25 protein-coding genes and 1 pseudogene are annotated in these 23,261 nt (G+C 70.2%); 17 read left to right on the top strand and 9 right to left on the bottom strand.

The genetic code is table 11. The features are described from left to right. Positions 1–453, bottom strand: a complete 453-nt coding sequence (locus ACRRSS_RS22635) for a gas vesicle structural protein GvpA (RefSeq protein ID WP_435972947.1) — start codon at positions 451–453, stop codon at positions 1–3. Positions 454–480: 27 nt separating this feature from the next. Then, a complete protein-coding gene (locus ACRRSS_RS22630) occupies positions 481–849 on the bottom strand; it encodes a gas vesicle protein (protein ID WP_435972946.1) in 369 nt (122 codons plus the stop codon). 203 nt (positions 850–1,052) lie between these two features. Between ACRRSS_RS22630 and ACRRSS_RS22625 the strand changes: the two genes are divergently transcribed. Both ACRRSS_RS22625 and ACRRSS_RS22620 read left to right on the top strand, forming a co-directional pair. Then, positions 1,053–2,174, top strand: a complete 1,122-nt coding sequence (locus tag ACRRSS_RS22625) for a histone protein (protein WP_435972945.1) — start codon at positions 1,053–1,055, stop codon at positions 2,172–2,174. Between the two features lie 3 nt (positions 2,175–2,177). Next, positions 2,178–3,290, top strand: coding sequence for an SRPBCC family protein (locus tag ACRRSS_RS22620; protein WP_435972944.1), 1,113 nt, complete (start codon positions 2,178–2,180; stop codon positions 3,288–3,290). Positions 3,291–3,374: 84 nt separating this feature from the next. Here the strand turns inward: ACRRSS_RS22620 and ACRRSS_RS22615 are convergent, their stop codons facing one another. From ACRRSS_RS22615 to ACRRSS_RS22605, 3 genes are all read right to left on the bottom strand, one after another. Then, a complete protein-coding gene (locus tag ACRRSS_RS22615) occupies positions 3,375–3,548 on the bottom strand; it encodes a CsbD family protein (protein ID WP_435972943.1) in 174 nt (57 codons plus the stop codon). 152 nt (positions 3,549–3,700) lie between these two features. Beyond that, positions 3,701–3,874: a hypothetical protein gene (locus ACRRSS_RS22610; protein WP_435972942.1), complete on the bottom strand. Its 174-nt coding sequence runs from the start codon at positions 3,872–3,874 to the stop codon at positions 3,701–3,703. A 285-nt stretch (positions 3,875–4,159) separates the two neighbouring features. After that, a complete protein-coding gene (locus tag ACRRSS_RS22605; RefSeq protein ID WP_200429637.1) occupies positions 4,160–4,315 on the bottom strand; it encodes a DUF6131 family protein in 156 nt (51 codons plus the stop codon). Between the two features lie 1,245 nt (positions 4,316–5,560). Between ACRRSS_RS22605 and ACRRSS_RS22600 the strand changes: the two genes are divergently transcribed. Together ACRRSS_RS22600 and ACRRSS_RS22595 are read left to right on the top strand one after the other, a co-directional pair. Beyond that, positions 5,561–6,187, top strand: coding sequence for a hypothetical protein (locus ACRRSS_RS22600; protein WP_435972941.1), 627 nt, complete (start codon positions 5,561–5,563; stop codon positions 6,185–6,187). A gap of 3 nt (positions 6,188–6,190) precedes the next feature. Beyond that, positions 6,191–6,807, top strand: a pseudogene (locus tag ACRRSS_RS22595) (helix-turn-helix domain-containing protein); the annotation flags it as partial. Between the two features lie 6 nt (positions 6,808–6,813). Here ACRRSS_RS22595 and ACRRSS_RS22590 read toward each other — a convergent pair. Further along, entirely contained in the window at positions 6,814–7,212 is a 399-nt protein-coding gene (locus ACRRSS_RS22590; RefSeq protein ID WP_435975529.1) for a hypothetical protein, read from the bottom strand. A gap of 340 nt (positions 7,213–7,552) precedes the next feature. On the opposite strand from ACRRSS_RS22590, the gene ACRRSS_RS22585 reads away from it, so the two are divergent. The 3 genes from ACRRSS_RS22585 to ACRRSS_RS22575 all read left to right on the top strand — a co-directional run bounded on the left by ACRRSS_RS22585 (position 7,553) and on the right by ACRRSS_RS22575 (position 10,554). Continuing rightward, complete coding sequence (locus ACRRSS_RS22585; protein WP_435972940.1) at positions 7,553–8,725, top strand: carboxylate-amine ligase; 1,173 nt, start codon at positions 7,553–7,555, stop codon at positions 8,723–8,725. Between the two features lie 265 nt (positions 8,726–8,990). After that, entirely contained in the window at positions 8,991–9,617 is a 627-nt protein-coding gene (locus ACRRSS_RS22580) for a flavodoxin family protein (RefSeq protein ID WP_435972939.1), read from the top strand. A 67-nt stretch (positions 9,618–9,684) separates the two neighbouring features. Then, a complete protein-coding gene (locus tag ACRRSS_RS22575; protein WP_435972938.1) occupies positions 9,685–10,554 on the top strand; it encodes an SDR family oxidoreductase in 870 nt (289 codons plus the stop codon). A 76-nt stretch (positions 10,555–10,630) separates the two neighbouring features. On the opposite strand, the gene ACRRSS_RS22570 is transcribed toward ACRRSS_RS22575, so the two are convergent. Continuing rightward, positions 10,631–10,915, bottom strand: coding sequence for a hypothetical protein (locus tag ACRRSS_RS22570; protein ID WP_435972937.1), 285 nt, complete (start codon positions 10,913–10,915; stop codon positions 10,631–10,633). Between the two features lie 517 nt (positions 10,916–11,432). On the opposite strand from ACRRSS_RS22570, the gene ACRRSS_RS22565 reads away from it, so the two are divergent. The 7 genes from ACRRSS_RS22565 (at position 11,433) to ACRRSS_RS22535 (ending at position 17,850) form a co-directional block, all read left to right on the top strand. Beyond that, entirely contained in the window at positions 11,433–12,104 is a 672-nt protein-coding gene (locus ACRRSS_RS22565) for a HemK2/MTQ2 family protein methyltransferase (RefSeq protein ID WP_435975400.1), read from the top strand. After that, positions 12,088–12,357, top strand: coding sequence for a CDGSH iron-sulfur domain-containing protein (locus ACRRSS_RS22560; RefSeq protein ID WP_435972936.1), 270 nt, complete (start codon positions 12,088–12,090; stop codon positions 12,355–12,357). Before ACRRSS_RS22565 ends, ACRRSS_RS22560 begins: the two co-directional genes overlap by 17 nt. After that, positions 12,354–13,379, top strand: a complete 1,026-nt coding sequence (locus tag ACRRSS_RS22555; protein ID WP_435972935.1) for an iron-containing redox enzyme family protein — start codon at positions 12,354–12,356, stop codon at positions 13,377–13,379. Before ACRRSS_RS22560 ends, ACRRSS_RS22555 begins: the two co-directional genes overlap by 4 nt. Before the next feature lie 376 nt (positions 13,380–13,755). Continuing rightward, positions 13,756–14,643 (top strand): PhzF family phenazine biosynthesis protein, encoded by an 888-nt coding sequence (locus ACRRSS_RS22550; RefSeq protein WP_435972934.1) that lies wholly within the window; start codon positions 13,756–13,758, stop codon positions 14,641–14,643. A 499-nt stretch (positions 14,644–15,142) separates the two neighbouring features. Then, complete coding sequence (panD, locus tag ACRRSS_RS22545) at positions 15,143–15,568, top strand: aspartate 1-decarboxylase (RefSeq protein WP_435972933.1); 426 nt, start codon at positions 15,143–15,145, stop codon at positions 15,566–15,568. Positions 15,569–15,628: 60 nt separating this feature from the next. Continuing rightward, on the top strand, positions 15,629–15,973 hold the full coding sequence (locus ACRRSS_RS22540) for a GNAT family N-acetyltransferase (RefSeq protein WP_435972932.1): 345 nt from the start codon (positions 15,629–15,631) through the stop codon (positions 15,971–15,973). Between the two features lie 443 nt (positions 15,974–16,416). Continuing rightward, positions 16,417–17,850 carry a transglycosylase family protein gene (locus ACRRSS_RS22535; protein ID WP_435972931.1) on the top strand — a complete coding sequence of 478 codons (1,434 nt, stop codon included), beginning with the start codon at positions 16,417–16,419 and terminating at the stop codon, positions 17,848–17,850. Here ACRRSS_RS22535 and ACRRSS_RS22530 read toward each other — a convergent pair. Continuing rightward, the gene (locus tag ACRRSS_RS22530) at positions 17,731–18,741 is read right to left on the bottom strand and encodes a DMT family transporter (protein ID WP_435972930.1); all 1,011 of its coding nucleotides are present in this window, start codon (positions 18,739–18,741) and stop codon (positions 17,731–17,733) included. The two genes, ACRRSS_RS22535 and ACRRSS_RS22530, sit on opposite strands and share 120 nt — an antisense overlap. 260 nt (positions 18,742–19,001) lie before the next feature. Between ACRRSS_RS22530 and ACRRSS_RS22525 the strand changes: the two genes are divergently transcribed. The 3 genes from ACRRSS_RS22525 (at position 19,002) to ACRRSS_RS22515 (ending at position 21,744) form a co-directional block, all read left to right on the top strand. After that, positions 19,002–19,715 (top strand): (2Fe-2S)-binding protein, encoded by a 714-nt coding sequence (locus tag ACRRSS_RS22525; RefSeq protein WP_435972929.1) that lies wholly within the window; start codon positions 19,002–19,004, stop codon positions 19,713–19,715. A gap of 78 nt (positions 19,716–19,793) precedes the next feature. Beyond that, positions 19,794–21,278 (top strand): SDR family NAD(P)-dependent oxidoreductase, encoded by a 1,485-nt coding sequence (locus ACRRSS_RS22520; RefSeq protein ID WP_435972928.1) that lies wholly within the window; start codon positions 19,794–19,796, stop codon positions 21,276–21,278. A gap of 295 nt (positions 21,279–21,573) precedes the next feature. Further along, positions 21,574–21,744, top strand: coding sequence for a hypothetical protein (locus ACRRSS_RS22515; RefSeq protein ID WP_351904179.1), 171 nt, complete (start codon positions 21,574–21,576; stop codon positions 21,742–21,744). A 75-nt stretch (positions 21,745–21,819) separates the two neighbouring features. On the opposite strand, the gene ACRRSS_RS22510 is transcribed toward ACRRSS_RS22515, so the two are convergent. Further along, positions 21,820–23,250: a lipase maturation factor family protein gene (locus ACRRSS_RS22510; protein WP_435972927.1), complete on the bottom strand. Its 1,431-nt coding sequence runs from the start codon at positions 23,248–23,250 to the stop codon at positions 21,820–21,822. Between the last annotated feature and the right edge of the window lie 11 nt (positions 23,251–23,261).

The following is a 23,261-nucleotide window of genomic DNA, read 5'->3' as shown; positions in this document are numbered from 1 at the left end:
TCACTCCTTCTCTCGGCGCGCCGCTCGTCGGGCCGGCCGCCGCCTGGGAGCGGGCTCCTCCTCCGCTTCCTCCTCCGGTTCTTCTTCGCTGCGCGACTTGCCGCCCAGGGTCTCGGTCACCGCGTCGACCGCTCCGCTGAGCGCGCCCTTGGACTTGCCATGGGCACCGCCCTCCATCATGTTTCCGACGACCTCGGGGAGCTGGGCCGGAGCCTTCCGGCCGGCTTCGAGGTCGAGCCGGTTGCACGCTTCGGCGAAACGCAGGTAAGTGTCCACGCTCGCCACGACGATCCGGGCGTCGATCTTGATGATCTCGATCCCCACCAGTGAGACGCGAACGAAGACGTCGATCACCAGGCCGCGGTCGAGTATGAGTTCCAGGACGTCGTAGAGACTGCCTGTGGAGCCGCCGCTCCTGCTGACGGACCCGCCGCTCTGCGGCACCATGGTCATGGCGCCTCCCTTCACGGCCAACCGGTTTCAGATCGGCCGATCGATCATTCCGCGGTTGTAGCGACGCGTCCGCTCGAAGGAGATCAACGCGCCTTCCTCATCCAGTGCGACCTTGTAACTGGCCAACACACTTGTCGTGTCGGGGATGCGTTCGAGTTCAACCACCTCTACCTGTGCCTCCCACCCCGACTCCGTGGGTTTCAGCGAGGAGACGGACTCCGGCGGCCTGCCCAGCAACTTCGCCAGCTGGGTGGCGGCCGAACCCATCGCCGAGGCAGCGTCGACGGTCCTTCCGCGGCTCGAAGCCGCTCGCCTACGAGTGGCAGGGCGCTTCGGGGGCCCGTCGTCGGAGGCGCGGGGGGCCGCCCGTCGTGGACGAGCCGGATCTGCGGCCATAGGTCACTTCCAGCCAGAGAACTTACCGCCAGTAGAAGCTAGAATTCCATCTTATAGGGCGAAATGTCACGCCCGGGAGCGGAGGCTCCCTAACCGCCCGAGCGGGCGGCCTTTGCGGGCGACGGTGCGGATGCGCGGCCCGGGTCGGGAGCCCCGTAACGAGGGGCAGCCGAGGCCGCTGGTGCCCGGTGAAGGGATAGGTCATGGAGGACACGACCAAGATGGCCCTGGCGGCCGCGGTGGCCGGGGGCTACGTACTGGGACGGACGAAAAAGGCTCGCCTCGCCTTCACGGTGGCGACCTATCTGGCGGGGCGTCGGTTCGGGCTGGACCCGAAGCAACTTGCGACGGAGGGGCTGACCAAGCTCAAGGACATGCCGCAATTCGCCGATCTGACCGAGCAGTTGCGGGGCGAGGCCTTGGACGCCGGCCGGAAAGCGCTCAGCGCGGCGGCCAACCGCAAGCTCGCGGACTTCGCCGACTCACTTCACGAGCGCACGCTGGGACTCGGCAGCGGCAAGGAAGACGAAGGGCGCTACGAGGACGAGGACGAGGACGAGGAGGGGTACGAGGACGAGGAAGAGGACGAGGACGAGGGAGGGGCGGTGCGGGGCGAGGAACCCGAGGAGGAAGACGAGGAGCAATGGGAGGAGGAAGAAGAACCTCCGGAGGAGGAGGAGCCCGAGGAGGAGCCCGAGGAGGAGCCCGAGGAGGAGGAACCCGAAGAGGAGGAACCCGAAGAGGAAGAGTCCGAGGAGGAAGAGCCTGAAGAGGAGCCCGAGGAGGAGCCCGAGGAGGAAGAGCCCGAGGAGGAGCCTGAGGAGGAAGAGCCCGAGGAGGAAGAGCCCGAAGAGGAAGAGGAGCCTAAGCCCGAGCCCGAGAAGCCGCGGTCCGGCAGAACGCGTGCGCCGTCCCGGGCTGGTAAGCCATCCCAGGGGCGTGGTACGGACAGGTCGGCTGCCCCGGCAAGAAAGACGGCGGCTAAGAAGACGGCGCCGAAGAAGGAGACGAAGGAGCAGCCGGCCAAGGGCAGGGCTCCTGCGAAGAAGTCCGCTCCTGCCAAGAAGGCGGCTCCCGCGAGGAAGTCCGCTCCTGCCAAGAAGTCCGCTCCCGCCAAGAAGGCGGCTCCCGCCAAGAAGGCGGCCCCCGCGAGGAAGACCTCCAGGTCCGGGCCGGCGAAGAAGACGGCAGCGCGCAAGACGACGGCCGCCAAGAAGTCGCCCGCGAAGAAGTCCGCGGCGAAGAAGACCACGGCGAGCAAGAGCCCGGCACGCAAGTCGGCAGCGAAGAAGACGGCATCGCGCAAGCCGTCGACGCGGAGGTAGGTCATGGCAACGGAAGACCGTAGCCAGGAGAAGGAATCCAGCTCTGGGATGGACCGACTGCTCAGCGAACTGAGCGACTTCCTCTCGGCCCAGGTCGGTCAACTGGCTGACAAGGCAACGGACAAAGTCGGCGACGTAACCAGCCAGCTGACCGACGTGGCGGAAAACGGCGGCAAAATCACGGATATCGGCGGCCGCATGCTCAAAGGCGACTCGCCGGTCAAGGCGATGCTGGGCAGCACGTTCGGTGGACTGAAGGACAAGGTCACCGATGCCGCCTCGAACCTGTTCGGTGGCTCGGGCAAGGGCAAGCGCAAGAGTGGCACCCAGAAGATGACCAGCATCGTCGAGACCGTCGATGTGGGTGCTCCACTCCGCCAGGTCTACGACCACTGGACCCAGTACGAGGACTTCAGTGGATTCACCAAGGGCGTGCGACACGTCTCGCAGGGCGACGAGGTTTCGAGTGACTGGAAGGTCAAGGTGGGTCCCTCCACGCGTAGTTGGAAGGCGACCGTCCAGGAGCAGGTTCCTGACAGCCACATCATCTGGACCTCCGAGGGAGCCAAGGGCTCGACACGAGGCTGTGTCAGCTTCCACGAGCTGGGCCCGTCACTTACCCGGATTCTCCTGACCGTCGAGTACTACCCCTCGGGCTTGTTCGAGAAGACGGGCAATCTCTGGCGCGCACAGGGCCGCCGTCTTCGGCTGGACGCGAAGCACTTCCGCCGTTTCGTCACTCTTACCGACGACGAGCCGGAAGGCTGGCGTGGAGAGATCCGCGACGGCGAAGTAGTCCGCACGCACGAAGAGGCGCTTGAAGAAGAGGAAGCGGAGAGGGAAGAGGGCGAATCCGAAGAAGAGGACGGCGACTACGAGGAAGGGCAGGAACCTGAGGAGGGTTACGAGGACGAGGACGAGGACGAAGACGAGGACGAGGACGGAGCCGAGCCCGAGGACGAGTACGAGGAGGGCGGCGAGGACGGAGAGGGGTACGCGGACGAGGATGAAGACACGGACGCGGAAGCGGACGAGGACGAGAACGACGAGAACGACGAGGACGACGACGCGGAAGACGATTACGAGACCGCTGGTCGTCGTCAGCGTAGGCGCTGATGCACATGGCAGAGGAGCGGCCTCGGGAGGCCGCTCCTCTGCCATGTGTGCCGAGCCCGACGGCATTCGACACAGGGCGGGGGGTCAGTGCTTCAGCGTGTCCTTGGCCTTCTGGACAGTCTGCTTGGCGTCACCCTTCATTTGCTCGGCCCGGCCCTTTGCCTCAAGGCTCTCGTTTCCTGTCGCCTTGCCTGTGGTTTCCTTGGCCTTGCCCTTGGCTGTCTGCGCCATGTTCTTGGCTTTCTTGCCTCCGGCCATGTCCCTCACCTCTCTGAGCCGCCCCTTGTGCGCCCGATGTCCGGCGGGCGCCCCGTCTTGCCCGTACCCTGAGCTCTCTTTCGCATGCCCGTTTCGCGTGCATTTCTAGGTTGATGGTGACGTGCCGGATGTGGGTATGACGTGCTTCGAGATCAGCGCTTGAAGACGTCCTTGCCCTTCTCCTTGGTCTCGCGAGCCTTGCCTCGAGACTCCAGGGCTGCGCCCTTTGCCGCCGTGGTCTCGTCGCCCCTTGCGTGAGCGACCTTCCTCAGGGCCTTGCCCGCGAGCTGCTCTGCCTTGGCTTTGGCCTTCTCCTTGGCGCTCATGTCGATCCTTTCGCCACTGCTCGCTTTCGCGGCTCCCCCCCCATCACGGGATCGGGTGGGCCGCAGCCGGTGAAGCCGCCCACGGTTGCCGGTTCGTTGGCGACCCCCGTGCTTGTGCGCGCGAGGAACAGTGGATCTTCGCTTGCGCGCGCGAGGAACAGTGGATCCTCGGGCCGCCCTGGTGGGCGTTGCGGCTCGTGCGGTGGATCCTTCCAGCGGGCCACGCGCTCTTCGGGAGCGCCCGGCGCTGCTGCGCCTCGCGTCTCGCTCCCGGGCGACTGCCGTCTACCAATAGTGACGGCGCCCGCCGACCGCGTGACCGACCGCCCCGAGGATCCAGAGGATGACTCCGATGACGACCAGGATGATCCCGATGGTCCACAGGATGGAGATGCTGGCCACAAACCCGATGACGAGCAGAATGACTCCGAGAATGATCATGACGACCTCCGACTTCGCGGGTGTCTCGATTTCAGAGTAGGCGTGCGCCTCTGAGTGAGCGCACGGAGGGCGCGAGCCTGTCACGTGGCCTTTACCCCCCAGGCGTCCCGTCAGTCACGCGACGATTCCTGTTCATGGGAGCGGTCGTCGATGGGGGAGTGACGCGGGCCGCGAGCGTGGGCGGCATTCCTCTCGGGTTGCCGGAAAGGACCGCGGCGCCTCAAAGGTGTGCGCGGCGGATGCGGAGACGCTCGGCCGTGTTGTCGCGCGCACGAGGTCGGTCCCGCTTGCCGCTTGACTGCCGCGCGGCAGGTCTGCGGATCGTCGACCGGCTCATCGACGGTTTGCGGCAGGGGGTGCCGGGCGGGAGCGTGCGAACGGTGCGCTGACCGCACCCGGGGCGTACGTCGGGGAGGTGTTGGCGCGTCAGGCCGGAGTGGTGTGGGCGGACCTCCCGCCGGGGGATCGTCTCCGTTCCGACAAATGCCCGGGCGGCTCGGCGGCGCTCCTGCCCCGGACCGCGTCTGAGTGCCGGACCGCGCCTTCCCGCTCTCCGTTGCGCTCTGTGCGGAGTGATGCCAGACGGGTAGGTGTGACGTTGAGCAGGCTCCTTCCAGTACGACTGCACCCGGCCACTCGCCGCTGGCCTCATCGTCGAGTTCCGGCACTCGCCCGTTCACGTGGGTGTTGCGGCGGGCCGATCGTCGTCGTCCCCCTGGCGTGAGCTGCGAGAGAGGCCTGAGTCGGCTGTTCAGTTCGCGCTCCCCACGCCCCCTTGCACAGCGCCCCCGGACCTCCCCCTGTTACCGGGGCACGGCCACGTCCACCCCGGGGCGCCGACACCCGCCACGCTGAGTGTGTGCCGCGCCACCCCAAGCACCCGGGTCGCGTGGCGCCTGCCTCCGCCGCATGACGATCTTCGTCCTCGTCGTGCATCACGAACAGCCGGGTCGCCGTCGACCGGCCTCCAGCCCGGTCCCTCGCACCCGGCCCGCAGGGCTCACCCCTGCCGCCGACCGGCCACCGGCTCCGCCTGCGAAGGCTTCGTGGTGACGACGGAATCACCTCTCGCGAACGCAAGAGGCCCGTGGCATGGCTGACGTCTGTCAGCCCGGGACGGGTCGTAGACAATGCACGTCAGCCGGCGTCTTGCTGTCGACGTCTGTGGGCTGTCCCATACCTGGGCGGTGCTGCCTTGTCTCTCCCCGATCGGACCGTGTCGGTGGCTGGTGACAGGATCGCGGGGTGCTGATCAAGGGATATGACGTCGGCCCGTTGGTGGCAGGCGAGTCACTGCTGGTCCACCCGGGCTTCTGGTCGAACTACCTTCTGGCGATGTGCGGAGACGGGGGGTGTGCTGAGCGGCCGGTTCCGGAGTGGTTCGGTGAGGATGGCGCCGATGTCGATGCCCTGTCCGAGGTCCTCTTCGATCCTGAACGCTGGCCGGTGTTCCGGGTGCCGGCAGAAGACGACCCCGGAGCCGTGGTGATCTACCGCAACCTGGAGGGCGAACACGGCATCGACTACCTCCTCACCCATCCAGGCAGAAGCTACGTCGAGCAGATCGCCAGCTGGGACGGAGACCTCTCCGGCACTGGGCTGACATGGCGCGAACTGATCCGGATCGCCGACAGCCCGCCTTTTGCGGCCGAAGGCGTCCAGGAGGACACGGCCATCCGCTTCCTGCTGCTGCTTCCCCTCCTCACCGACCCGGACGTGCCGGAAACAGCGTCGGCGAGGATTATGGCCGCCCTGGCCGTAGTCGGCGCGCCGCAAGACACCGCCTCGATCACGGCGGAGCACCTGCTGGCCCACCTCACGAGGAGATCTCGACACGACCCCACGTGGGCGTCTCCGCTGAGTGGCAGCTGAGAGGTGGGACGGTCGCCGGTCACCCCATGGAACGATCTTGGTGCGGCTGGTGTGATCACGGGGTCGGAGCCGTCCTGGACAGCCCCGTTCTCCGGGCTGAGCCCTCGCGCCTTCGGGAAGCTGCCTTCGGGAAGCTGGTGACGACTCTGCGGCGCCGAGGTGCGGACCCTGTCCGCAGGGGCCGATCGGCCGTGGAGCCTTCCACTGGAGGACCGGGCACTGCTGGTTGCTGCGTACTGGCGAACGAACCTCACGATGCGGCAGCTTGGCCCCGCTGTTCGGGGTGCGAGTCGGCGGCGGACCGGATCATCGACCACCTTGGGCCGATGCTCGCCCTCCAGCCCCGAAAGCGGTACGCGAAGGACGCCGCGCTCATCGTCGACGGCACCCCGGTCCCTGCCCGAGACCACGCCATCGCCGAGCGGACGAAGAACTACCGGTACTCCACCGACAGCGCCAGGTCGTCCTCGACGCCGCCACCCGCCTGGTCGTCGTGGTCGGTCGGCCGCCGGCCGAGAACCGCAACGGCTGCAGGGCATGGGGGAATCCGGCGCCAAAGCCGCCGTTGGCAAGACTTTCACGATCGCGACGGCGGCTACCAGGGCACCAGACCTGTCATCAGGAGATCAGCGTGTCTGCCGCTTTCTGGCGGCCCGCCGGATCCAGTGTCTCCACCGGGCGAGAATTTCGCCGGGTGTCCGGGCCGGCGGTGGCTTATCCGCTTGTTCGACTCCGTATCCGGGAGGGTGCGCGACTGGCATGAGGTAGCGCATCCCTTCCATTTCCAGCACGCACAGCAGGGCGTCGTCGCGAGAGGAAGGCGGCCTGAGGCGGATGACGAACGGCCCGGCGGGATCGGTCGGGATTTCGCCTTGCATGAAGGTGATCCTGCCGTGAGCCGTGGGTGTCACCGCGACGGTTTTTCCGTCGACCCAGGTTTCGGCTACGCGGCGTCGCTGGTCATACACGACGGTGATTGAGTGCCCGCTGTGTTCCAGGTGATGCCTGTGGTAGGTCGCAGCCATAGGAACCCCCTCAAGACCCTGTCAGCTCTACTGCAAGTCTGCGCCCGTCGCACGGTGGCCGAATGGCTGCTCGCGTAGGCAGGTCAAGGGGCCCAGGTGATCGAAGGCGGGGGCGCCGATAGGGCTTCCGCCGGAGGCCGTCCCCTTCCACATGGCGCCTTGTTGCTGCCGTGCACCCGCTCTCGGACTCAGAGCTGCGGACCGGCTCACCCTCCGCATCCGCGGCCGCCTACACGCGAATAGCTGCGCGCGCACCGACTGGCGAGGTGCCCAGAGGGTAGGGACGATATGACGGATAGCGGCATTTTGCTCGCACGGTCGCAAGACGAAGGGTTCGCCCATGTCTCCTGAGGCGATCATCCCGACCGGTGCGCTCGACGACGAGCACGAGGCCAGGCGGCCACCGGGCCGTGGGCTGACGGTGGGGGTGGAGGAGGAGTTCCTGCTCGTGGACCGGCGCACCTGCGAGCCGGTTCCCCGCGGCCCGCAGGTCGTGAAGGCCGCGCGTACCGTCCTGGGAGGCAGGGCGCAGATGGAGTTCTTCGGCCCGCAGGTCGAGGTGTGCACCTTCCCTACCGTCTCCCTGGCGGAGTTGAGGGCCGAGCTGGCCCTGCTGAGGCGTGTGATGGCCCAGGCCGCCGCCGACGCGGGGTGTCTCCTGATCGCCACCGGCACGCCGGTGATCCCGTCGGCACACCCGACGGTCGTGAGCCCCTGCGACCGATACGCTCGCATGGCAGTCCACTGGCCATCCCTGGCGGCTTCGTACGACGGGATGGTGTGTGGATGCCACATCCACATCGGGGTGACCGGGCGGAACCAGGCGCTCGCACTGGCCAATCACCTCCGCCCCTGGCTGCCGATCCTGCAAGCGCTCGCCGCCAACTCGCCCTTCCTCCGGGGCCGCGACACCGGCTGGGCCGACCGGAGGTCCGTGGAACACACCCGCTGGCCCGGTGTGGGGCCCGCCCCCCTGCTGAACGAGATCGGCTACGAGCGCGTCGCCGACCACCTGGTACGTACAGGGGCCCTGCTGGACCGGCGGATGATCTACTGGCACGCGCGCCCGTCCGAGCACGTACCGACGCTGGAGATCCGCCTCTGCGACGTGAACGCCGACCTCGACGTGGTGGTCCTGCTCGTCGCCCTGGTGCGGGGCCTGGCCGAGGTCCTGCTGTGCGACATCGCCCAGGGACGGCCCCTCCCTCGTGTCCCTGAGCGCACCCTTCGGGCAGCGCACCGGCTTGCCGCGTCGCGGGGGCTGGAGGGCGAGATCCTTGACACCGCGCGCGGGGAGTACGTACCGGCGGAGACGAGTGTCGAGCTGTTGCTGGCGCGGGCGACACCCGGGCTGGTGGCGACCGGCGACCTCGAACTCGCGGAGGTACTTTTCGACCGGGTCCGACGCACCGGCGGCGGAGCGGCCTGTCAGCGTGCCTCCCTTCTACGGCGGGGGCTTCTGCAGGACGTGATCCGTGATCTGGCCCGCACGACCCTTGTCCCTGCGACGTGACAGCACGCACCGAATCTGAACTCCAGCAGAACAGCCGACCGATGTGACAGCTCGGACGCCCCGGTGCGCAAGGGACATCGACAACTCCTCATCTCCTCGTGTCGGCCTTCAGACGGCGGTGGGTCGGTCTCTCGGTGGGCGTGACGGTAGGACTTTCGCGGCACGTGTTCGATCATCCGTCGCTTGGCGCAGTCCTCCCTGGCCATCCGGGCCAGAGAACCTCGCGAGACGAGATAGGAACGGGGCGTGGGGGTAGTGGGTGGTCATGAATGCCTCTGAAACCACGCCTCTGCGGGCCGTCGCCCTCGTCTGTACGTTGTCCCCCTCCCCGGCCCCGTCGAGTTCGCAGCTGCTCGCCGAGCAGACCATGGCGGCTCTGAGCGAGCACGGGGTGAGCGGCGAGGTGATCCGGATCGCCGACCACGACGTGCGGGCCGGCGTGAAGACCGACATGGGCGACGGGGACGCCTGGCCCGAGATCAGGGACACCGTCCTGGGCTGCGACATCCTCGTGCTGTCGACCCCGATCTGGCTCGGTCACCCCGCGAGTACCGCCCAGCGGGTGATGGAGCGGCTGAACGCCGAGATGTCCGAGACCGACGAGGAGGGCCGGATGCTCACCTACGGCAAGGTCGCCGCCGTCTGCGTCGTCGGCAACGAGGACGGGGCGCACAAGGTGAGCGCCGACCTCTTCCAGGGGCTCAACGACGTCGGCTTCTCCCTCGCCCCGAACGCGGTGACGTACTGGGTCGGCGAAGCCATGCACAAGACGGACTACCAGGACCTCGACACGACCCCCGAGGCGACCGCGGACGCGACCGCGACCCTGGCGGCCAACACCGCACACCTCGCCCGCCGCCTCAAGGCCTCCCCGTATCCGGCCACGGCCTGAATCGCATCGGAACCCGTCCACCAGAACCATCCCGGAGGCCTCGATGTCCCCTCAGGAGCAAGCACACGTGCCCGATCCGGAGACCGCCTACCCGCGTCCCCCGTTTCCCGAGCAGGAGCAGGACCACCCCGGCTCGACGGGCTTGATGCGGCCCCGCCCGGACCATGGTGAGGATTCGTATCGTGGTCATGACGTCCTCGTCGGCCAGGTTGCGGTCGTCACGGGTGGCGATTCCGGCATCGGCAGGGCGGTCTGTCTCGCCTTCGCACGCGAAGGCGCCGACATCGTGTTCACCCACTTGCCCGAGGAGGCCGACGAAGCCGCGGAGACTGTGCGTCTGATCCGTGGAGCAGGCCGAAAAGTCCTGCCTGTCGTGTGCGACATCCGCGACGAGAGCCAGTGCGCGGCCCTGATCGACCGCGCGGTCAGCGAATACGGGCACATCGACATCCTCGTCAACAACGCCGCTTACCAGATGGCCCAGCCGGACGGAATCGAGGCGATCACCACAGACCAGTTCGACCGGGTGATGAAGACCAACCTCTACGGAATGTTCTGGCTCACCCGGAACGCGCTGGCCCACATCCCCCGCGGTGGCTCCATCATCAACACCACCTCCGTCCAGGGCTACCAGCCCAGCCCTCACCTGCTCGACTACGCGATGACGAAATCAGCGATCATCTCGTTCACCCACAGCCTGGCGCAGATGCTCGCCGAGCGAGGCATCCGCGTCAACGCTGTCGCCCCCGGCCCCGTGTGGACGCCGCTGATTCCCGCGACGATGCCGGACGTGAAGGACTTCGGCAGCCAATCGCCCCTGGGCCGGCCCGCCCAGCCGGCGGAGATGGCTCCCGCGTACGTGTTCCTGGCCTCGCCCCAGGCCAGCTACATCACCGGAGAAATCGTCAACGCGACCGGAGGCACCCCGCTGCCGTAGACCGAAGGCCCCTTCCCTCGGGTCGAACGGGGCGGGGAGACCCCGGCAGTCGCCGCAGGTCCGCGGGTTCAGGCCCTCACGCGGCGGCGGGCTCGGCGGAGACGCCGGGTTGTGCTGTCGTGGGGCCCTCGGCAGCAAGGGGGATGCCGAGGCTCGCACACATTCTGCGGGCCCGGGCGAGCGTGCTCAGCGAAGCGGACGTCGGGTCGGTCCCGCCCAGCTTCACCTGGACGAGCCTGGGGCGATGGGCGCGGACGAGCGCCTCAGTCTCCAGGGCGGCCGCGGCCCGGTTGGTGACATCGAGGTCGCACGGGAGCGTCACGCGCAGGACCCCGTCAGCAAAGGCGTGGCTGATGATCATGACGGTCTCCTTCCGTACCGGTCGGGACATCAGGTCGGCGCCGCAGCGGATTGCCAGGACCTGTGACCATTATGCGAAGAGAACGCCCCTTCAGCACGCCGCTGAACTGGAGCTTTACCGAAAAGTGGCACGGGCCGCCCGCGCGGCCCCGTGTTTCGTGTGCGCCGCCGTCCGGCTGGAGCCATCGTGCGGTCTCAAGGACCCGGGGCGAACCCCCGTCGTCGGGCGGTTCGCGGTCGAACCAGCCGTCCGGCCGGTTTCCTGCGGACATGCCTGAGGAGGACCAGCGTGCGAAGGTCGAAATAGCGGGTAGCGGCATCCCATGAACACCCCCGCTCCTCCGGCGGCCGCTCATGCGCCACCTGGATTCGTCCGGACCGCCAGGATTCTCGGCGGTTCCCCGCTGACGTGGGGACTGTCCTCACGTCACCCGGCGCCCCTGAGGTCGTGTCTGCCGCAGCCCCGTCTTCGCCGGTCGAACGAGTCGACCAGGAGGTATTCAGTGCCGAGTACTGCCATGACCCGCTACGACTTCCTGCCGCGCCTCGTCGCCCTACCGGGTGTGTACCGCCCCCAGGCCGACACCCGGCTGCTCGCGGCCGCTCTCACCCAGGAACCCCTCCGCTCAGGCGCGAAGGTGGTCGAGATCGGAACAGGCACGGGAGCTCTCGCCCTCCAGGCGGCTGCCCGGGGTGCGGACGTCACCGCGATCGACGTGGCGTGGCCGGCGGTCCTCGCGGCCCGTCTGAACGGATGGCGTCACCGTCTTCCAGTACGCGTCCGGCACGGCGACTTCGAGGCCCGGACCCAGGGACTGCGGTTCGATCTGGCCCTGGCGAACCCGCCGTACGTGCCGTCTCCCGACGCCCGGCTGCCCACCAGAGGCGCGAGGCGCGCGTGGGACGCGGGAACAGACGGCAGGGCCGTCCTCGACCGGATCTGCGAGGCCGCACCGTCGCTGCTGCGCCCTGGAGGCGTGCTCCTGATGGTGCACTCGGGGATGTGCGGGGTCGAGAAGACCCTGGAGCTGCTGGGCCGTGAAGGAATGTCCGGACAGGTCACGGAAAGGGCGCTGGTGCCGTGGGGGCCCGTACTGCGCTCACGCAGGGCGTGGCTGCGCAATCAGGGCCTCGCGGGAGACAGCCACGAACAGGAGGAGCTGGTGATCGTTCGTGCCCAGAAGTCCTGAACCCGACCGGACGCCGCCGACGCCCTCGTCGGAGAGCACTCGCCCCCGGCGGCTGCGCGTGGACCGATCCGGCCCCGTCCTCGTGGAGGGACCCGTCGAGATCGTCCTCCCCGACGGGACCACGGCCCGGTCGGACCGGTTCATGGTCGCTGTGTGCACCTGCCGCCGCAGCCGCACCTATCCCTGGTGCGACACCAGCCACCGGCCCCGCGAACGCACCCCACCGCCGCCCGAGGACAGGAACGAACGATGACCGCACCCGCCTCCACCACCCGGATGCCCAGTGCCGGGCCCGCGCTGGCCGAAGGCCGAGGGCCGCTGTCCCACGCCGTGATGACCGCCTTGCGCGGCGGCCGACTCCCCGACACGGCGGCAACCTACGCCCGAGAAGCCCAGGTGTGGGGCGAAGACCTCCAGCTGACGCTGTACGTGCTGTACGAGCTGCACTACCGCGGCTTCGAGGGCGTCGACGACGCCCTCGAATGGGACCCGGATCTGCTGCGGCTGCGCAGGATCCTGGAGGACCGGTTCCTCCGGACACTGAGGGACGGCACTGCCGACGCCCCCGCGACCGTATCGGGCGCGTTCGGCCCCCTCCTGGTCGAACCCGTCGACCTGAGTGGCAGCCTGAGTCACTTCCTGGAGACCGACGGCGAACTCTGGCACCTCCGCGAATACGCGGCTCTGCGCTCGCTCTACCACCTCAAGGAGGCCGACCCGCACGCCTGGGTGATTCCCCGGCTCACCGGGCGGGCCAAGGCCGCGATGGTCGCCATCGAATACGACGAGTTCGGCGCAGGCCACGCCGAACGCGTCCACGCCCGACTCTTCGCCGGCCTCATGGCCGACCTCGGCCTGGACACGACCTACGGCCGATACGTCAACCAGGCCCCCGCCCCCCTGCTCGCCACGGTCAACCTCATGTCTCTCCTGGGTCTGCACCGGGCCCTACGCGGGGCGCTCGTCGGACACTTCGCCTGTGTCGAGATCACCTCGTCGCCCGGATCCCGTCGGCTCGCCAAGGCCATGCACCGGTGCGGCGCGGGCCCGGCCGCCGAACACTTCTACGCCGAGCACGTGGAGGCCGATGCCGTCCACGAACAGGTCGTCCGCCACGAGGTCGTCGGCGGTCTCCTCGACGACGAACCGCACCTGGAGGCCGATGTCGCCTTCGGCTGCGCGGCCACCGTCTTCACGGAGGACCGTCTCGCTGAACACATCCGGACAGCGTGGGCGCGAGGAGCGTCGGCCCTGCGGGTGCCCCTGGCAGACTGATGCGGCCTGGGGCACCGGATCCTCACCCGTCTCCAGTCCCCGGCCGTCGCGAAAGACGCGATCGTCTGGGAGCTGAGCGTCGACTCCTCGGTGTGCCGCGTCCCTCGGCACGCGGCCGGGTCCGCAAACGGGTTCACCTGCAAGAGGATCACCGGGCGGCATCTTCACCGACTCTGGCGATCACAGCCTTGGGACGCTCGCGCGGCGGGGCCACCACCACGCCGCACTTGGCCGGCGAGCTGGGTCGAAAGCCGATGTCCCGCGGGACGGGTTCTGGTCGCGTGGCGCATCTCATGGGGAACGCGTGAGAACGCCCGGCCGGGGCGGTGGGAACCATGAGGGGAACCAACCCGGGGACCCCCGCCGTTGCCCCGGCATGAGCTCCATACGGGAAACCCCCGACGTCCTGCGTTACACCGCCTTCTCCGACGATCCCGAGGGAGGCAATCCCGCCGGAATCGTTCTCGACGCCACGGGCCTCAGCGACGAGGAGATGCTGGCGATCGCCGCCGAAGTCGGCTACAGCGAGAGCGCGTTCCTGACGGCGTCGCCCGAGGGAGCGGGCTCTGGCACGTCGGACGCCGGGCGCGCCTACGCCATCCGCTACTTCAGCCCCAAGGCGGAAGTACCCTTCTGCGGTCATGCCACCGTCGCTACGGCCGTGGCCCTCGGCGAGCGCATCGGCCCCGGAGACCTGGTGTTCACCACGCAGGCGGGGACCGTGCCGGTCACCGTGACGCGCGAGGGCGGGACGCTGCGGGCCACGCTCACGAGCGTCGAGCCGTACATCGAGGAGGTCGCGGCCGATGACCTGGCAGAGGCACTCGCCGCGCTCGACTGGCCGGCCGGCGACCTCGACCCCGCACTGCCTCCCCGCATCGCCTTCGCGGGCGCCCGCCATCTGATCCTTGCCGCCGCAAACCGAGACCGCCTGGGTCGCCTGGCGTACGACTTCGCCCGCCTGGAGGCCCTGATGCACCGGCTCGACCTGACGACGCTGCAGTTGGTCTGGCGCGCCTCTGCGGAGGTCTTTCACGTCCGGGGGCCGTTCCCGGTGGGCGGTGTGGTCGAGGACCCGGCGACCGGGGCGGCGGCCGCCGCCTTCGGCGCGTACGCCCGTGAACTCGGACTCGTGCCCGAGGCGACGGTCCTCACCCTCCACCAAGGGGAGGCCATGGGACGCCCCGGCGTCCTCACGGTGGAACTGCGGGCGGGCGACCGACGGATCAGGGTCGGCGGCGCAGGGACCCGCATCCCGGCCTGATCCCCACGACAGGTCCTTACGACCTGAGTCGGAGATTCGGTGGCAGTGGGCGGCGGCTTTGTCGAGGATCTCGTCGGCGGCCTTCGTCCGGGCGGGGGACCGGGGTTGGTCGTTCCAGTCGGCCAGCCAGATGCGGACGTCGCGTTCGAGGGCCTGGACGGAGCGGTGGACCCCGCGCTCGGGCTTCTTCTGGATGAGCTCGGCGAACCACCGCTCCACCAGGTTCACCCAGGACGCGCTCGTGGGTGTGACGTGCAGGTGGAAGCGCGGGTGCGTCGGTCCGCGCCTCTCCGGGGGCAGAAGTCCGCGATCCTCCGCATCCAGGCCGGCGGGGAGGCGACCGGGCAGCCCATGTCCCTCGAAAGCCCAGGTGGGGAACCCGTATCGCCCGACCGGGAGCGACGTTCCTCACAAACACCGGACGGGGGTGTCGGTGTAAAGTCGGGGCCGCCCTTGACCTGCAGGAAGCAGGCAGGGAGCCGTCTTCGAGGAGTCCACAGTGCTGCGCACTCTGTTCAAGTCCAAGATCCACCGGGCGACCGTGACCCAGGCGGACCTGCACTACGTCGGTTCGGTCACCGTCGACGCGGAGCTGATGGAGGCGGCCGACCTGCTTCCCGGTGAGCTCGTGCACATCGTCGACGTCGACAACGGCGCCCGCCTCGAGACCTATGTCATCGAGGGCGAGCGGGGTTCCGGTGTCATCGGCATCAACGGTGCCGCCGCCCATCTGGTGCACCCCGGGGACCTCGTGATCCTCATCAGTTACGCGCAGGTCGAGGACGCCGAGGCCCGGACGTTCGTGCCGCGCGTCGTGCACGTCGACGGCGACAACCGCATCGTGGAGCTGGGGACGGACGCGTCCGCGCCCGTCCCGGGCAGCGACACGGTGCGCGGCCCGCACGCCGTACCCGCGACGGCGTAGGGAGCCGTACCCCTGGCGGCGCCCGGACCTGAGCGACCCGAGCGGAGGGAGATCCGCCGCATGGCCGAGCCGAGGATCCGCGACGACCGGGCGAACGGTCGCCTGGAGGCGTTCGAGGGCGACACCCCCGTCGGTGTCGTCGTCTACTTCGTCCTCGACGACGCGCCCCACGCGCTGGTGGCGGTGCACACGGTCGTCGAGGACGGCCACGAGGGGAAGGGCGTCGCCGGAGCGCTCGTGGGCGAGTTCTACCGGATCGCCGCCGCCGAGGGCGTACCCGTCGTGCCGCTCTGCCCGTACGCCGCGAGGTGGGCCGAGCGCCACCCGGACGAGGCCCCGGTCGCCCCGCCCGAGGTGGTCGGCGCGGCGAAGCGCCGGCTCGGGGCCACGCCCGGCCTGTGGTGAGCGCGGGGAGGGGCCCAGGGCTCTCCCCGCCGTCTCCCGCGTACACCACCGATCACGGGGTACCCGAAGAGCGGGGTTCGGCGGGCGGGACAGAGTCCGGCGCGCCACCCTGGAGAAGGAAGAACCCGTCGACCGAGAGGTCCGTGATGACCCAGCCCTACCCCGATCCCGTGCCCCCCTCGCCCATCCCGCCGCCGGTTCCCTCGCCGCCGCCCGTCCCCCCGCCCAACCCGGTGCCGACGCCCCCGAGCCCCGAACCGGGGCCGCCGCAGCCCGGCGGACCCGTACCGGAACCCGAGCCTCAGCCCCAGCCGGGCCCCGCCGGCCACCGCTGGGAGTCAACACAGAGGTGACGTAAGAGGGTTGGGCTTTGGCGAATCGCTTGTCACGGAGCGTGCGCCACCCCTAACTTGGACGGCTGCTGCTGTGTTCAAGGGGGGCCCATGGCCGTACGCGGACGTCACCGCCGCCACCAGCCGAGCCGGATCAACCGTGCCTCGCTGACCGTCACCGCGGGAGGCGCCGGAATGGCGCTGCCGCTGATCGGCGCGGGCGCCGTGCAGGCCGCCTCGCTCGATGTCTGGGAGAAGGTCGCGGCCTGCGAGTCGACCTCCACCTGGCACATCAACACCGGGAACGGCTACTTCGGCGGCCTGCAGTTCAGCCAGTCCACCTGGGAGCAGTACGGCGGGACGCACTACGCGCCGCGCGCCGACCTCGCCTCCAAGGACCAGCAGATCGCCATCGCCGAGCGGGTCCTGAAGGGCCAGGGGCCCGGCGCCTGGCCGTCCTGCGGGCCCCGGGCGGGTCTCGCCCGGGGCGGGGACGCGCCGGGCGTCACCCCGGCCGCCACGGCGGCGAAGCCGTCCGGCGGCGGGAACGCGGTGAGGACCGCCTCGGTGCCCGGGCAGCGCGCGTTGTCCGAGAAGCCCGCCAGGAACGTCGGCCCCACCGCCGTGCCCACCGTCCGCGAGATGTACACGGTCACGCCCGGCGACTCGCTGTCGAAGATCGCGCGGGAGGAGCGGGTCCAGGGCGGCTGGAAGGGTCTGTACGAGACGAACCGGCCCGTCGTGGGCGACGACCCCGACCTCATCCACCCCGGCCAGCGGCTGACCCTGCGCATCGCCGCGCCGAGGAAGCCGGACGAGGCGAAGGCGACCACGCCGTCCAGGGTCACCCCGCCGGCGAAGGCGACCCCGCCGAAGTCCTCCGCGCAGGCCGCCGTTCCCCGGACCCGGCCCGCCGCGCATCCGTCGACGAAGCCGACCACGAAGCCCACGGCCCGGCCGACCGCCCGGCCCGAGTCGCGGCCGAGCGCGAAGCCGAGCACCGGTCCGCAGTCGAGGCCGACGGCCAAGCCGCAGTCGAAGCCGGTCGCCCGGCCCGAGTCGAAGCCGACCACCAGGCCGCAGACCAACCCCCAGCCCAAGCCGCAGACCAAGCCCAAGCCGCGGTCGGTCTCCTCGGAGGTCCGCTTCTCCGCCCCCGTCTCGGCGGACATCGGGACCCGCTACGGCACCCGCGGCTCCTCCTGGTCCAGCGGATACCACACCGGCGTCGACTTCCCCGTGCCCACCGGCACCTCGGTCAAGGCCGTCGCCGGGGGCCGGATCGTCTCCGCCGGATGGGGCGGCGCGTACGGCTACCAGATCGTCCTCCGCCACGACGACGGCCGGTACAGCCAGTACGCGCACCTCTCCGCGCTCTCCGTCCGTGAGGGCCAGCGGGTCACCGCCGGTCAGCGCATCGGGCGCTCAGGATCGACCGGCAACAGCTCGGGACCGCACCTCCACTTCGAGGTGCGAACGGGTCCCGGGTACGGGTCCGACATCGACCCCCTGGCCTACCTCAGGGCGCGCGGCGTCTCCGTCTGACGCCGATGGTCCCGGCCCGGACTCCGGCTCACGCACGGGGTCTGACGCCACCGGCGCGCCGGTGGCGTCAGACATCCGGTCGAGCGTGAGCCGGACCAGGCCGCCCGCGGCGACCGCGCCGCAGATCAGGGCGGCGACGGTGCCCGCCGTGCCGTACCGGAAGCTCTCGCCGAACAGGGTCAGGCCCACGGCGGCGGCGACCACCGGGTTGACCACCGTGACCATGGCCAGCGGGGCGGCGAGCCCCGCGCCCCGGTACGAGGCCTGGGACAGGAGCAGGCCGGTCACGGCGAGCGCCGAGAGCACCAGCAGCCCGGTCCACTCGGCGAGCGGCGCGTCGGGCGTCCACTCCTCGGCCACCGCCTTCGTGAAGACCGAGGCGATGCCGAAGGAGACACCCGCCGCCGCGGCGAGCACCACGCTGCGCAGTACGGACCGGCCCGCCAGGTGAGCGGCCGTGAACAGGACGCCCACCAGGGCGAAGGTGCAGGCCGTGAGGAGCCAGCGGTCCCCGTCGGCCAGGGCCCGGCCCTCGGAGCCGCTCGTGAGGCTGAGCAGCCCCGCCAGGCCCACGGTGGCCATCAGGGCGCCGCGCCAGGCCCGGTGGCCGGCCCTGCGGCCGACGAAGAGCGCCGCCATGGGCAGCGCGAACACGATCGTGAGGGCACCCAGCGGCTGGACCAGGCTGAGCGGTCCGTACGCGAGGGCCGCGACGTGCAGGGTCGCGCCGACGCCGTTGAGCAGGACGGAACCCCACCAGGCCGGGCTGCGCAGCGGCGCGTAGCGCGGACCGGCGGCGGAGGCCGCGACCCGCTCCTGCACGATCGCCGCGGCCGCGTAGGCGACCGCCGAGACCAGGGCCAGGAGGACGGACAGCAGGAGGGGACTCATACCTTCCACGATCTCTCTTCCCGGCCGGTCGCGTCGTCGTACCAGGGGACGTCTTCGCGGCTACACCCTCCGCGGTACGTCGACCCGGCGTACTCCCTGAGATGTACACCTGTGCAGGTCAGAACGGGTGCAAAGCGACTTTTTCGAGTGTTCGGGGAGGGCTTCGAAAAGGCCGATACGGTAGCCGGAGGACATCGGAGGATTCCGGAAGTCGCCGGAGGAGACCGAGCGGGGCGAGCGGGTCAGGGGGGGATGTACGGGTGGATCTCGTCGAGAGCGGTCAGGTGGGCGGATTCTTCGCCCTGCGCACCACGGAGCCGGAGACCGCGGGAGCGCACCGCCCGCTCGCGCGCCTGTACGCGGGGGAGGACGGCCCCCTCCACGCGCGCGTGGACCGGGTCGCCACCCGGCTCGGCGCCCCCGAGCGACGCGTCGGAGCCTCCGTCGCCCACCTCGGGCTCGCCGCCCGGCTCTGGTCGACCGCCCTCGGCCCGGCCGCCCTCCACGGCCGCTTCCCCGCCCTCGACCCCGCCGAGCTGTACTGGGACGGGGCGCTGACCTCCCCCGACGACCTGTGGTGGGCCGGCTCCGAGACCCGCCCCGCGACCGTGGACGCGCTCCGCGCGGCCGTCCAGGAGGCCCACCTCGTGCCGCTTCACGCGGCCCTGCGCCGCGACGGCCGGATCTCCCCGCGCCTGCTCTGGGGCAACGCGGGCTCCGCCCTCGCCGGAGCCCTGCGCGAGCTGAGCCGCTGGGCGCACGCCCACGGCCGCCCGGAGGCGGCCGAACGGGCCGCCGTCCTGGTCTCCGGACTGCTCGACCACCCCGTCCTGGCCGGCACGGTCCGCGGTCCCCGGCTGCGGCGCGCCAGCTGCTGCCTCTACTACCGCTGCCCCGGCGCGGGGCTCTGCGGCGACTGTGTCTTCGACCACGCCCCCCGAACGGGTTTGGATACGCGGCCGTCCGCTCCGTAAAGTTGCCCTTTCGAAAGCCCACGAACGGCGACCCGCCCACGAACGGCGACGTACGAGCGAACGAGGAACCCGAAGGCCATGACGGTGACCGAAGAAACCCAGGACTACGGGCCGGGCGTCGACCCCGAGCGCCTGGCCGTCTGCCTCGCCGTCCTCGACGAGCTCGACAAGCTGGACGTGGACCACCCCGACGCGATCCGCGTCCGGCGCGCCACCGCCGGGATCTACCGGACGGTGAAGCAGCGCCGCCGCCAGGAGCGCCGCGCCGCCAAGACGGCCAACGACAAGGCGGTCACCGAGGCCACCGCCACCGGCTCCGCGCAGCGCATCGACGACGAGACCGAGGGCATCCTGCCCTCCTCCGTCACCGAGGAGGGCCGGATCGCCGGGATACTCCAGCGCCCCCGCTCCTGCTACGTCTGCAAGGCGCGGTTCGTCGAGGTCGACTACTTCTACCACCAGCTCTGCCAGAAGTGCGCCGCCGAGAACCGGGCCAAGCGCGAGGCCCGCGCCGACCTCACCGGCAAGCGCGCCCTGCTCACCGGCGGCCGGGCCAAGATCGGCATGTACATCGCGCTGCGGCTGCTGCGCGACGGCGCCCACACCACCATCACGACCCGCTTCCCCAAGGACGCCATCCGCCGCTTCAAGGCGATGGACGACTCGGCGGAGTGGATGCACCGTCTCGAGGTCGTCGGCATCGACCTGCGCGACCCCGCCCAGGCCGTCGCCCTCGCCGACCAGGTGAGCGAGGCGGGTCCGCTCGACATCCTCATCAACAACGCGACGCAGACCGTGCGGCGGCTGCCGTCCGCGTACGCCGCCCTGGTCGACGGCGAGAGCGCGCCGCTGCCGGCCGGTGAGCTGCCGGCCCACCACGTCATCGGTGCCTTCAACTCCGGCGCGGTCGGCGAGCTCGGCTCCGCCGCCGCGCTGCCCGCCGGCGTGAGCGACCTCGACGCCCAGCAGGTCGCGGACCTCGCCCTCGTCGCGGGCAACGCCAGCATCGCCCGGCACCTCGACGGCACCGCCATCGACGCGGGCGGCCTGGTGCCGGACGTCGTCGACTCCAACACCTGGGTGCAGAGCATCGAGCAGATCTCCCCGGTGGAGCTCCTCGAGACGCAGCTGTGCAACTACACGGCGCCGTTCATCCTGATCAGCAAGTTGCGACCGGTGATGGCGGAGGCCGCCAGGAAGGCCGCCAGCGGCCGTTCCTACGTCGTCAACGTCTCCGCGATGGAGGGCGTCTTCAGCCGCGGCTACAAGGGCGCCGGGCACCCGAACACCAACGCGGCCAAGGCCGCGATGAACATGGTGACGCGGACCAGCGGCCAGGAGATGTTCACGACCGACGGCATCCTCATGACCTCCGTCGACACCGGCTGGATCACCGACGAGCGTCCCCACTTCGACAAGCTGCGCCTCGCCGAGGCCGGCTTCCACGCCCCGCTCGACCTGGTCGACGGCGCGGCCCGCGTCTACGACCCGATCGTGCGCGGCGAGGAGGGCGAGGACCTCTACGGCTGCTTCCTGAAGGACTACGCCCCCGCCAACTGGTAGGAGCGCCAACTGGTGAAAGAGGGCGCCGACCGTCCTGACAAGAGCGCCCCACCGGCCCGGTGGGGCGCTTTTTCGGCTCCGTTCACCCGATCGCGTCACACTTGGAAGCCCGGTAGAGCGCGGATGCGCTCATTTGGTTACTCTGAGGACCACGGTCGGCCACCGAGGACACACACCGTCCTCACGGCCTTCCCGGGACAGGTCTGCCACCAAGGCCGCGGTCCCCGCCCGACGAACGGCGCCACCGCGACCGACCGGCACTGTCCCACAGGTACGCGACACAGAGGAGTGCGCGGTGACACCAGAACTGACGAAGCAGGATTCGCACCCGGCCGAACCCAACGACCGGACGCGTCGGAACGGCGAGCTGGGAAGCCTGGAAGTCTGGGCCCACGCGGCCCCGATCCGGCTCGCGGGCTACGAGGACGACCTCGCCGAGCCCCACATCCTGCCCAGCATCGACTGATCCTGCTTCACCCCGAGTGCCCCCGGCCGCCCACGGCCGGGGGCACTCGCACGTCTGGGAGCGCCCGCGCCCCGTTCACGGCGGCGGCCGGTGCGCCGGATCCCGGAGCCGGGTCGGCGGCAGGTACTCGCGCACCAGCGTCCGGTGCCACCAGGCGCCGGTCGCGCGCAGCTCGCGCCAGGTGGTGTACCGGTACCGGTACAGCCGGGCGCGGACGAGGACCGGCGGAGCCCCGGGGAAGGGGTTGTGGGCGAGCAGCCGCAGGGTGTCCCGGTCGCCGTCCAGCAGGCGCTCGACGAACGGGCCGAACCACGCGCGCGCGTAGCCGGGGCTGAGCGCCGCGAACCACATCAGCCAGTCGAGCCGCAGATGGTACGGGGCGAACTGCCGGGGCATCCGGCGCGGGTCCCCGGGCTTTCCCCTGAAGCCGTACTCCCGCCACACCGTGCCCGGGTGCGGCACCGGCTCGTCGGTGCCCTCGACGACGATCTCGTCCCGGACCCGGCCGACCGTGCCGAACGCCCCGTACGTGTTGACCAGGTGGAACGGGTCGTACGAGCGGTTCATCGCCTGGTGCCGGGAGAGCAGGTTGCGCACCGGGCGGTAGCTCCGTGCCAGGACGAGCGCGGTCACCGCGACGACGAGGACCACGTACCAGAGCGGCGGGTCCGGCCGCGGGTGCGCGCCGGTGAGTGGGGAGGCGTCGACGACGGTGAGCGCGAGCACGACGGTGAGCCAGTTCAGCCAGGCGAAGTTGCCGGAGAGCACCAGCCACAGCTGGGTGGCGACCATGAGTCCGGCGGCGACGGTGGCCACCGGCTGTGGGGCGAAGAGCAGGAACGGCACGAGCAGCTGCACGACGTGGTTGGCCGCCGCCTCCACCCGGTGCAGTGGGCGGGGCAGATGGTGGAAGAACCAGCTCAGCGGGCCGGGCATCGGCTGGGTCTCGTGGTGGTGGTAGAGGCAGGTCAGCTTCCGCCAGCAGGGATCACCGCGGATCTTGATGAGCCCGGCGCCGAACTCGACGCGGAAGAGCAGCCAGCGCAGCAGGAACAGGACGAGGACGGGCGGCCCGGTCTCGTCGTTGCCGAGGAGGACCGCCAGGAACCCGGTCTCCAGGAGCAGTGACTCCCAGCCGAAGGCGTACCAGGTCTGGCCCACGTTCACGATCGACAGGTACATCGCCCAGAGCAGCAGCCACAGCAGCATCGAGACCGGCAGCGGCACCGCGTCCCCGGCGCCGGCGACGAGCGCCAGGGCGAGCGCGGCGCCGGACCAGGCGACGGCCGCGAAGAGGCGGTCGGAGTAGCGCCAGTGGAAGAGCGAGGGGGTCTGCCGGGGCCGGGTCCGCCGCAGGTACTCCGGGACGGGGAGCATGCCGCGCTCCCCGATCAGCGCCCGGAACTGAAGGGCCGCCGAAAGGAACGCCACGCAGTACAGCCCGGCGAGGCCCCGCTGGAAGACGATCCGGCTCAGCCATAGGTCGGGTGCGGTGAACCACTCCATCGCTACCAGTA

This window comes from Streptomyces sp. Qhu_M48 (genome assembly GCF_051305195.1).
In the GTDB taxonomy this organism is placed as follows: domain Bacteria; phylum Actinomycetota; class Actinomycetes; order Streptomycetales; family Streptomycetaceae; genus Streptomyces.
Note: the sequence above shows the minus strand (reverse complement) of the source record. Positions and strands in the feature narration are given on the sequence as shown.

Bases quoted from the DNA above. Each gene is read 5' to 3' on its own strand.
- ACRRSS_RS22635 (WP_435972947.1), bottom strand. From the start codon at position 453: ATGACCATGGTGCCGCAGAGCGGCGGGTCCGTCAGCAGGAGCGGCGGC.
- ACRRSS_RS22630 (WP_435972946.1), bottom strand. From the start codon at position 849: ATGGCCGCAGATCCGGCTCGTCCACGACGGGCGGCCCCCCGCGCCTCC.
- ACRRSS_RS22625 (WP_435972945.1), top strand. From the start codon at position 1,053: ATGGAGGACACGACCAAGATGGCCCTGGCGGCCGCGGTGGCCGGGGGC.
- ACRRSS_RS22620 (WP_435972944.1), top strand. From the start codon at position 2,178: ATGGCAACGGAAGACCGTAGCCAGGAGAAGGAATCCAGCTCTGGGATG.
- ACRRSS_RS22615 (WP_435972943.1), bottom strand. From the start codon at position 3,548: ATGGCCGGAGGCAAGAAAGCCAAGAACATGGCGCAGACAGCCAAGGGC.
- ACRRSS_RS22610 (WP_435972942.1), bottom strand. From the start codon at position 3,874: ATGAGCGCCAAGGAGAAGGCCAAAGCCAAGGCAGAGCAGCTCGCGGGC.
- ACRRSS_RS22605 (WP_200429637.1), bottom strand. From the start codon at position 4,315: ATGATCATTCTCGGAGTCATTCTGCTCGTCATCGGGTTTGTGGCCAGC.
- ACRRSS_RS22590 (WP_435975529.1), bottom strand. From the start codon at position 7,212: ATGGCTGCGACCTACCACAGGCATCACCTGGAACACAGCGGGCACTCA.
- ACRRSS_RS22585 (WP_435972940.1), top strand. From the start codon at position 7,553: ATGTCTCCTGAGGCGATCATCCCGACCGGTGCGCTCGACGACGAGCAC.
- ACRRSS_RS22580 (WP_435972939.1), top strand. From the start codon at position 8,991: ATGAATGCCTCTGAAACCACGCCTCTGCGGGCCGTCGCCCTCGTCTGT.
- ACRRSS_RS22570 (WP_435972937.1), bottom strand. From the start codon at position 10,915: ATGATCATCAGCCACGCCTTTGCTGACGGGGTCCTGCGCGTGACGCTC.
- ACRRSS_RS22565 (WP_435975400.1), top strand. From the start codon at position 11,433: ATGACCCGCTACGACTTCCTGCCGCGCCTCGTCGCCCTACCGGGTGTG.
- ACRRSS_RS22555 (WP_435972935.1), top strand. From the start codon at position 12,354: ATGACCGCACCCGCCTCCACCACCCGGATGCCCAGTGCCGGGCCCGCG.
- ACRRSS_RS22550 (WP_435972934.1), top strand. From the start codon at position 13,756: ATGAGCTCCATACGGGAAACCCCCGACGTCCTGCGTTACACCGCCTTC.
- ACRRSS_RS22540 (WP_435972932.1), top strand. From the start codon at position 15,629: ATGGCCGAGCCGAGGATCCGCGACGACCGGGCGAACGGTCGCCTGGAG.
- ACRRSS_RS22535 (WP_435972931.1), top strand. From the start codon at position 16,417: ATGGCCGTACGCGGACGTCACCGCCGCCACCAGCCGAGCCGGATCAAC.
- ACRRSS_RS22530 (WP_435972930.1), bottom strand. From the start codon at position 18,741: ATGAGTCCCCTCCTGCTGTCCGTCCTCCTGGCCCTGGTCTCGGCGGTC.
- ACRRSS_RS22520 (WP_435972928.1), top strand. From the start codon at position 19,794: ATGACGGTGACCGAAGAAACCCAGGACTACGGGCCGGGCGTCGACCCC.
- ACRRSS_RS22510 (WP_435972927.1), bottom strand. From the start codon at position 23,250: ATGGAGTGGTTCACCGCACCCGACCTATGGCTGAGCCGGATCGTCTTC.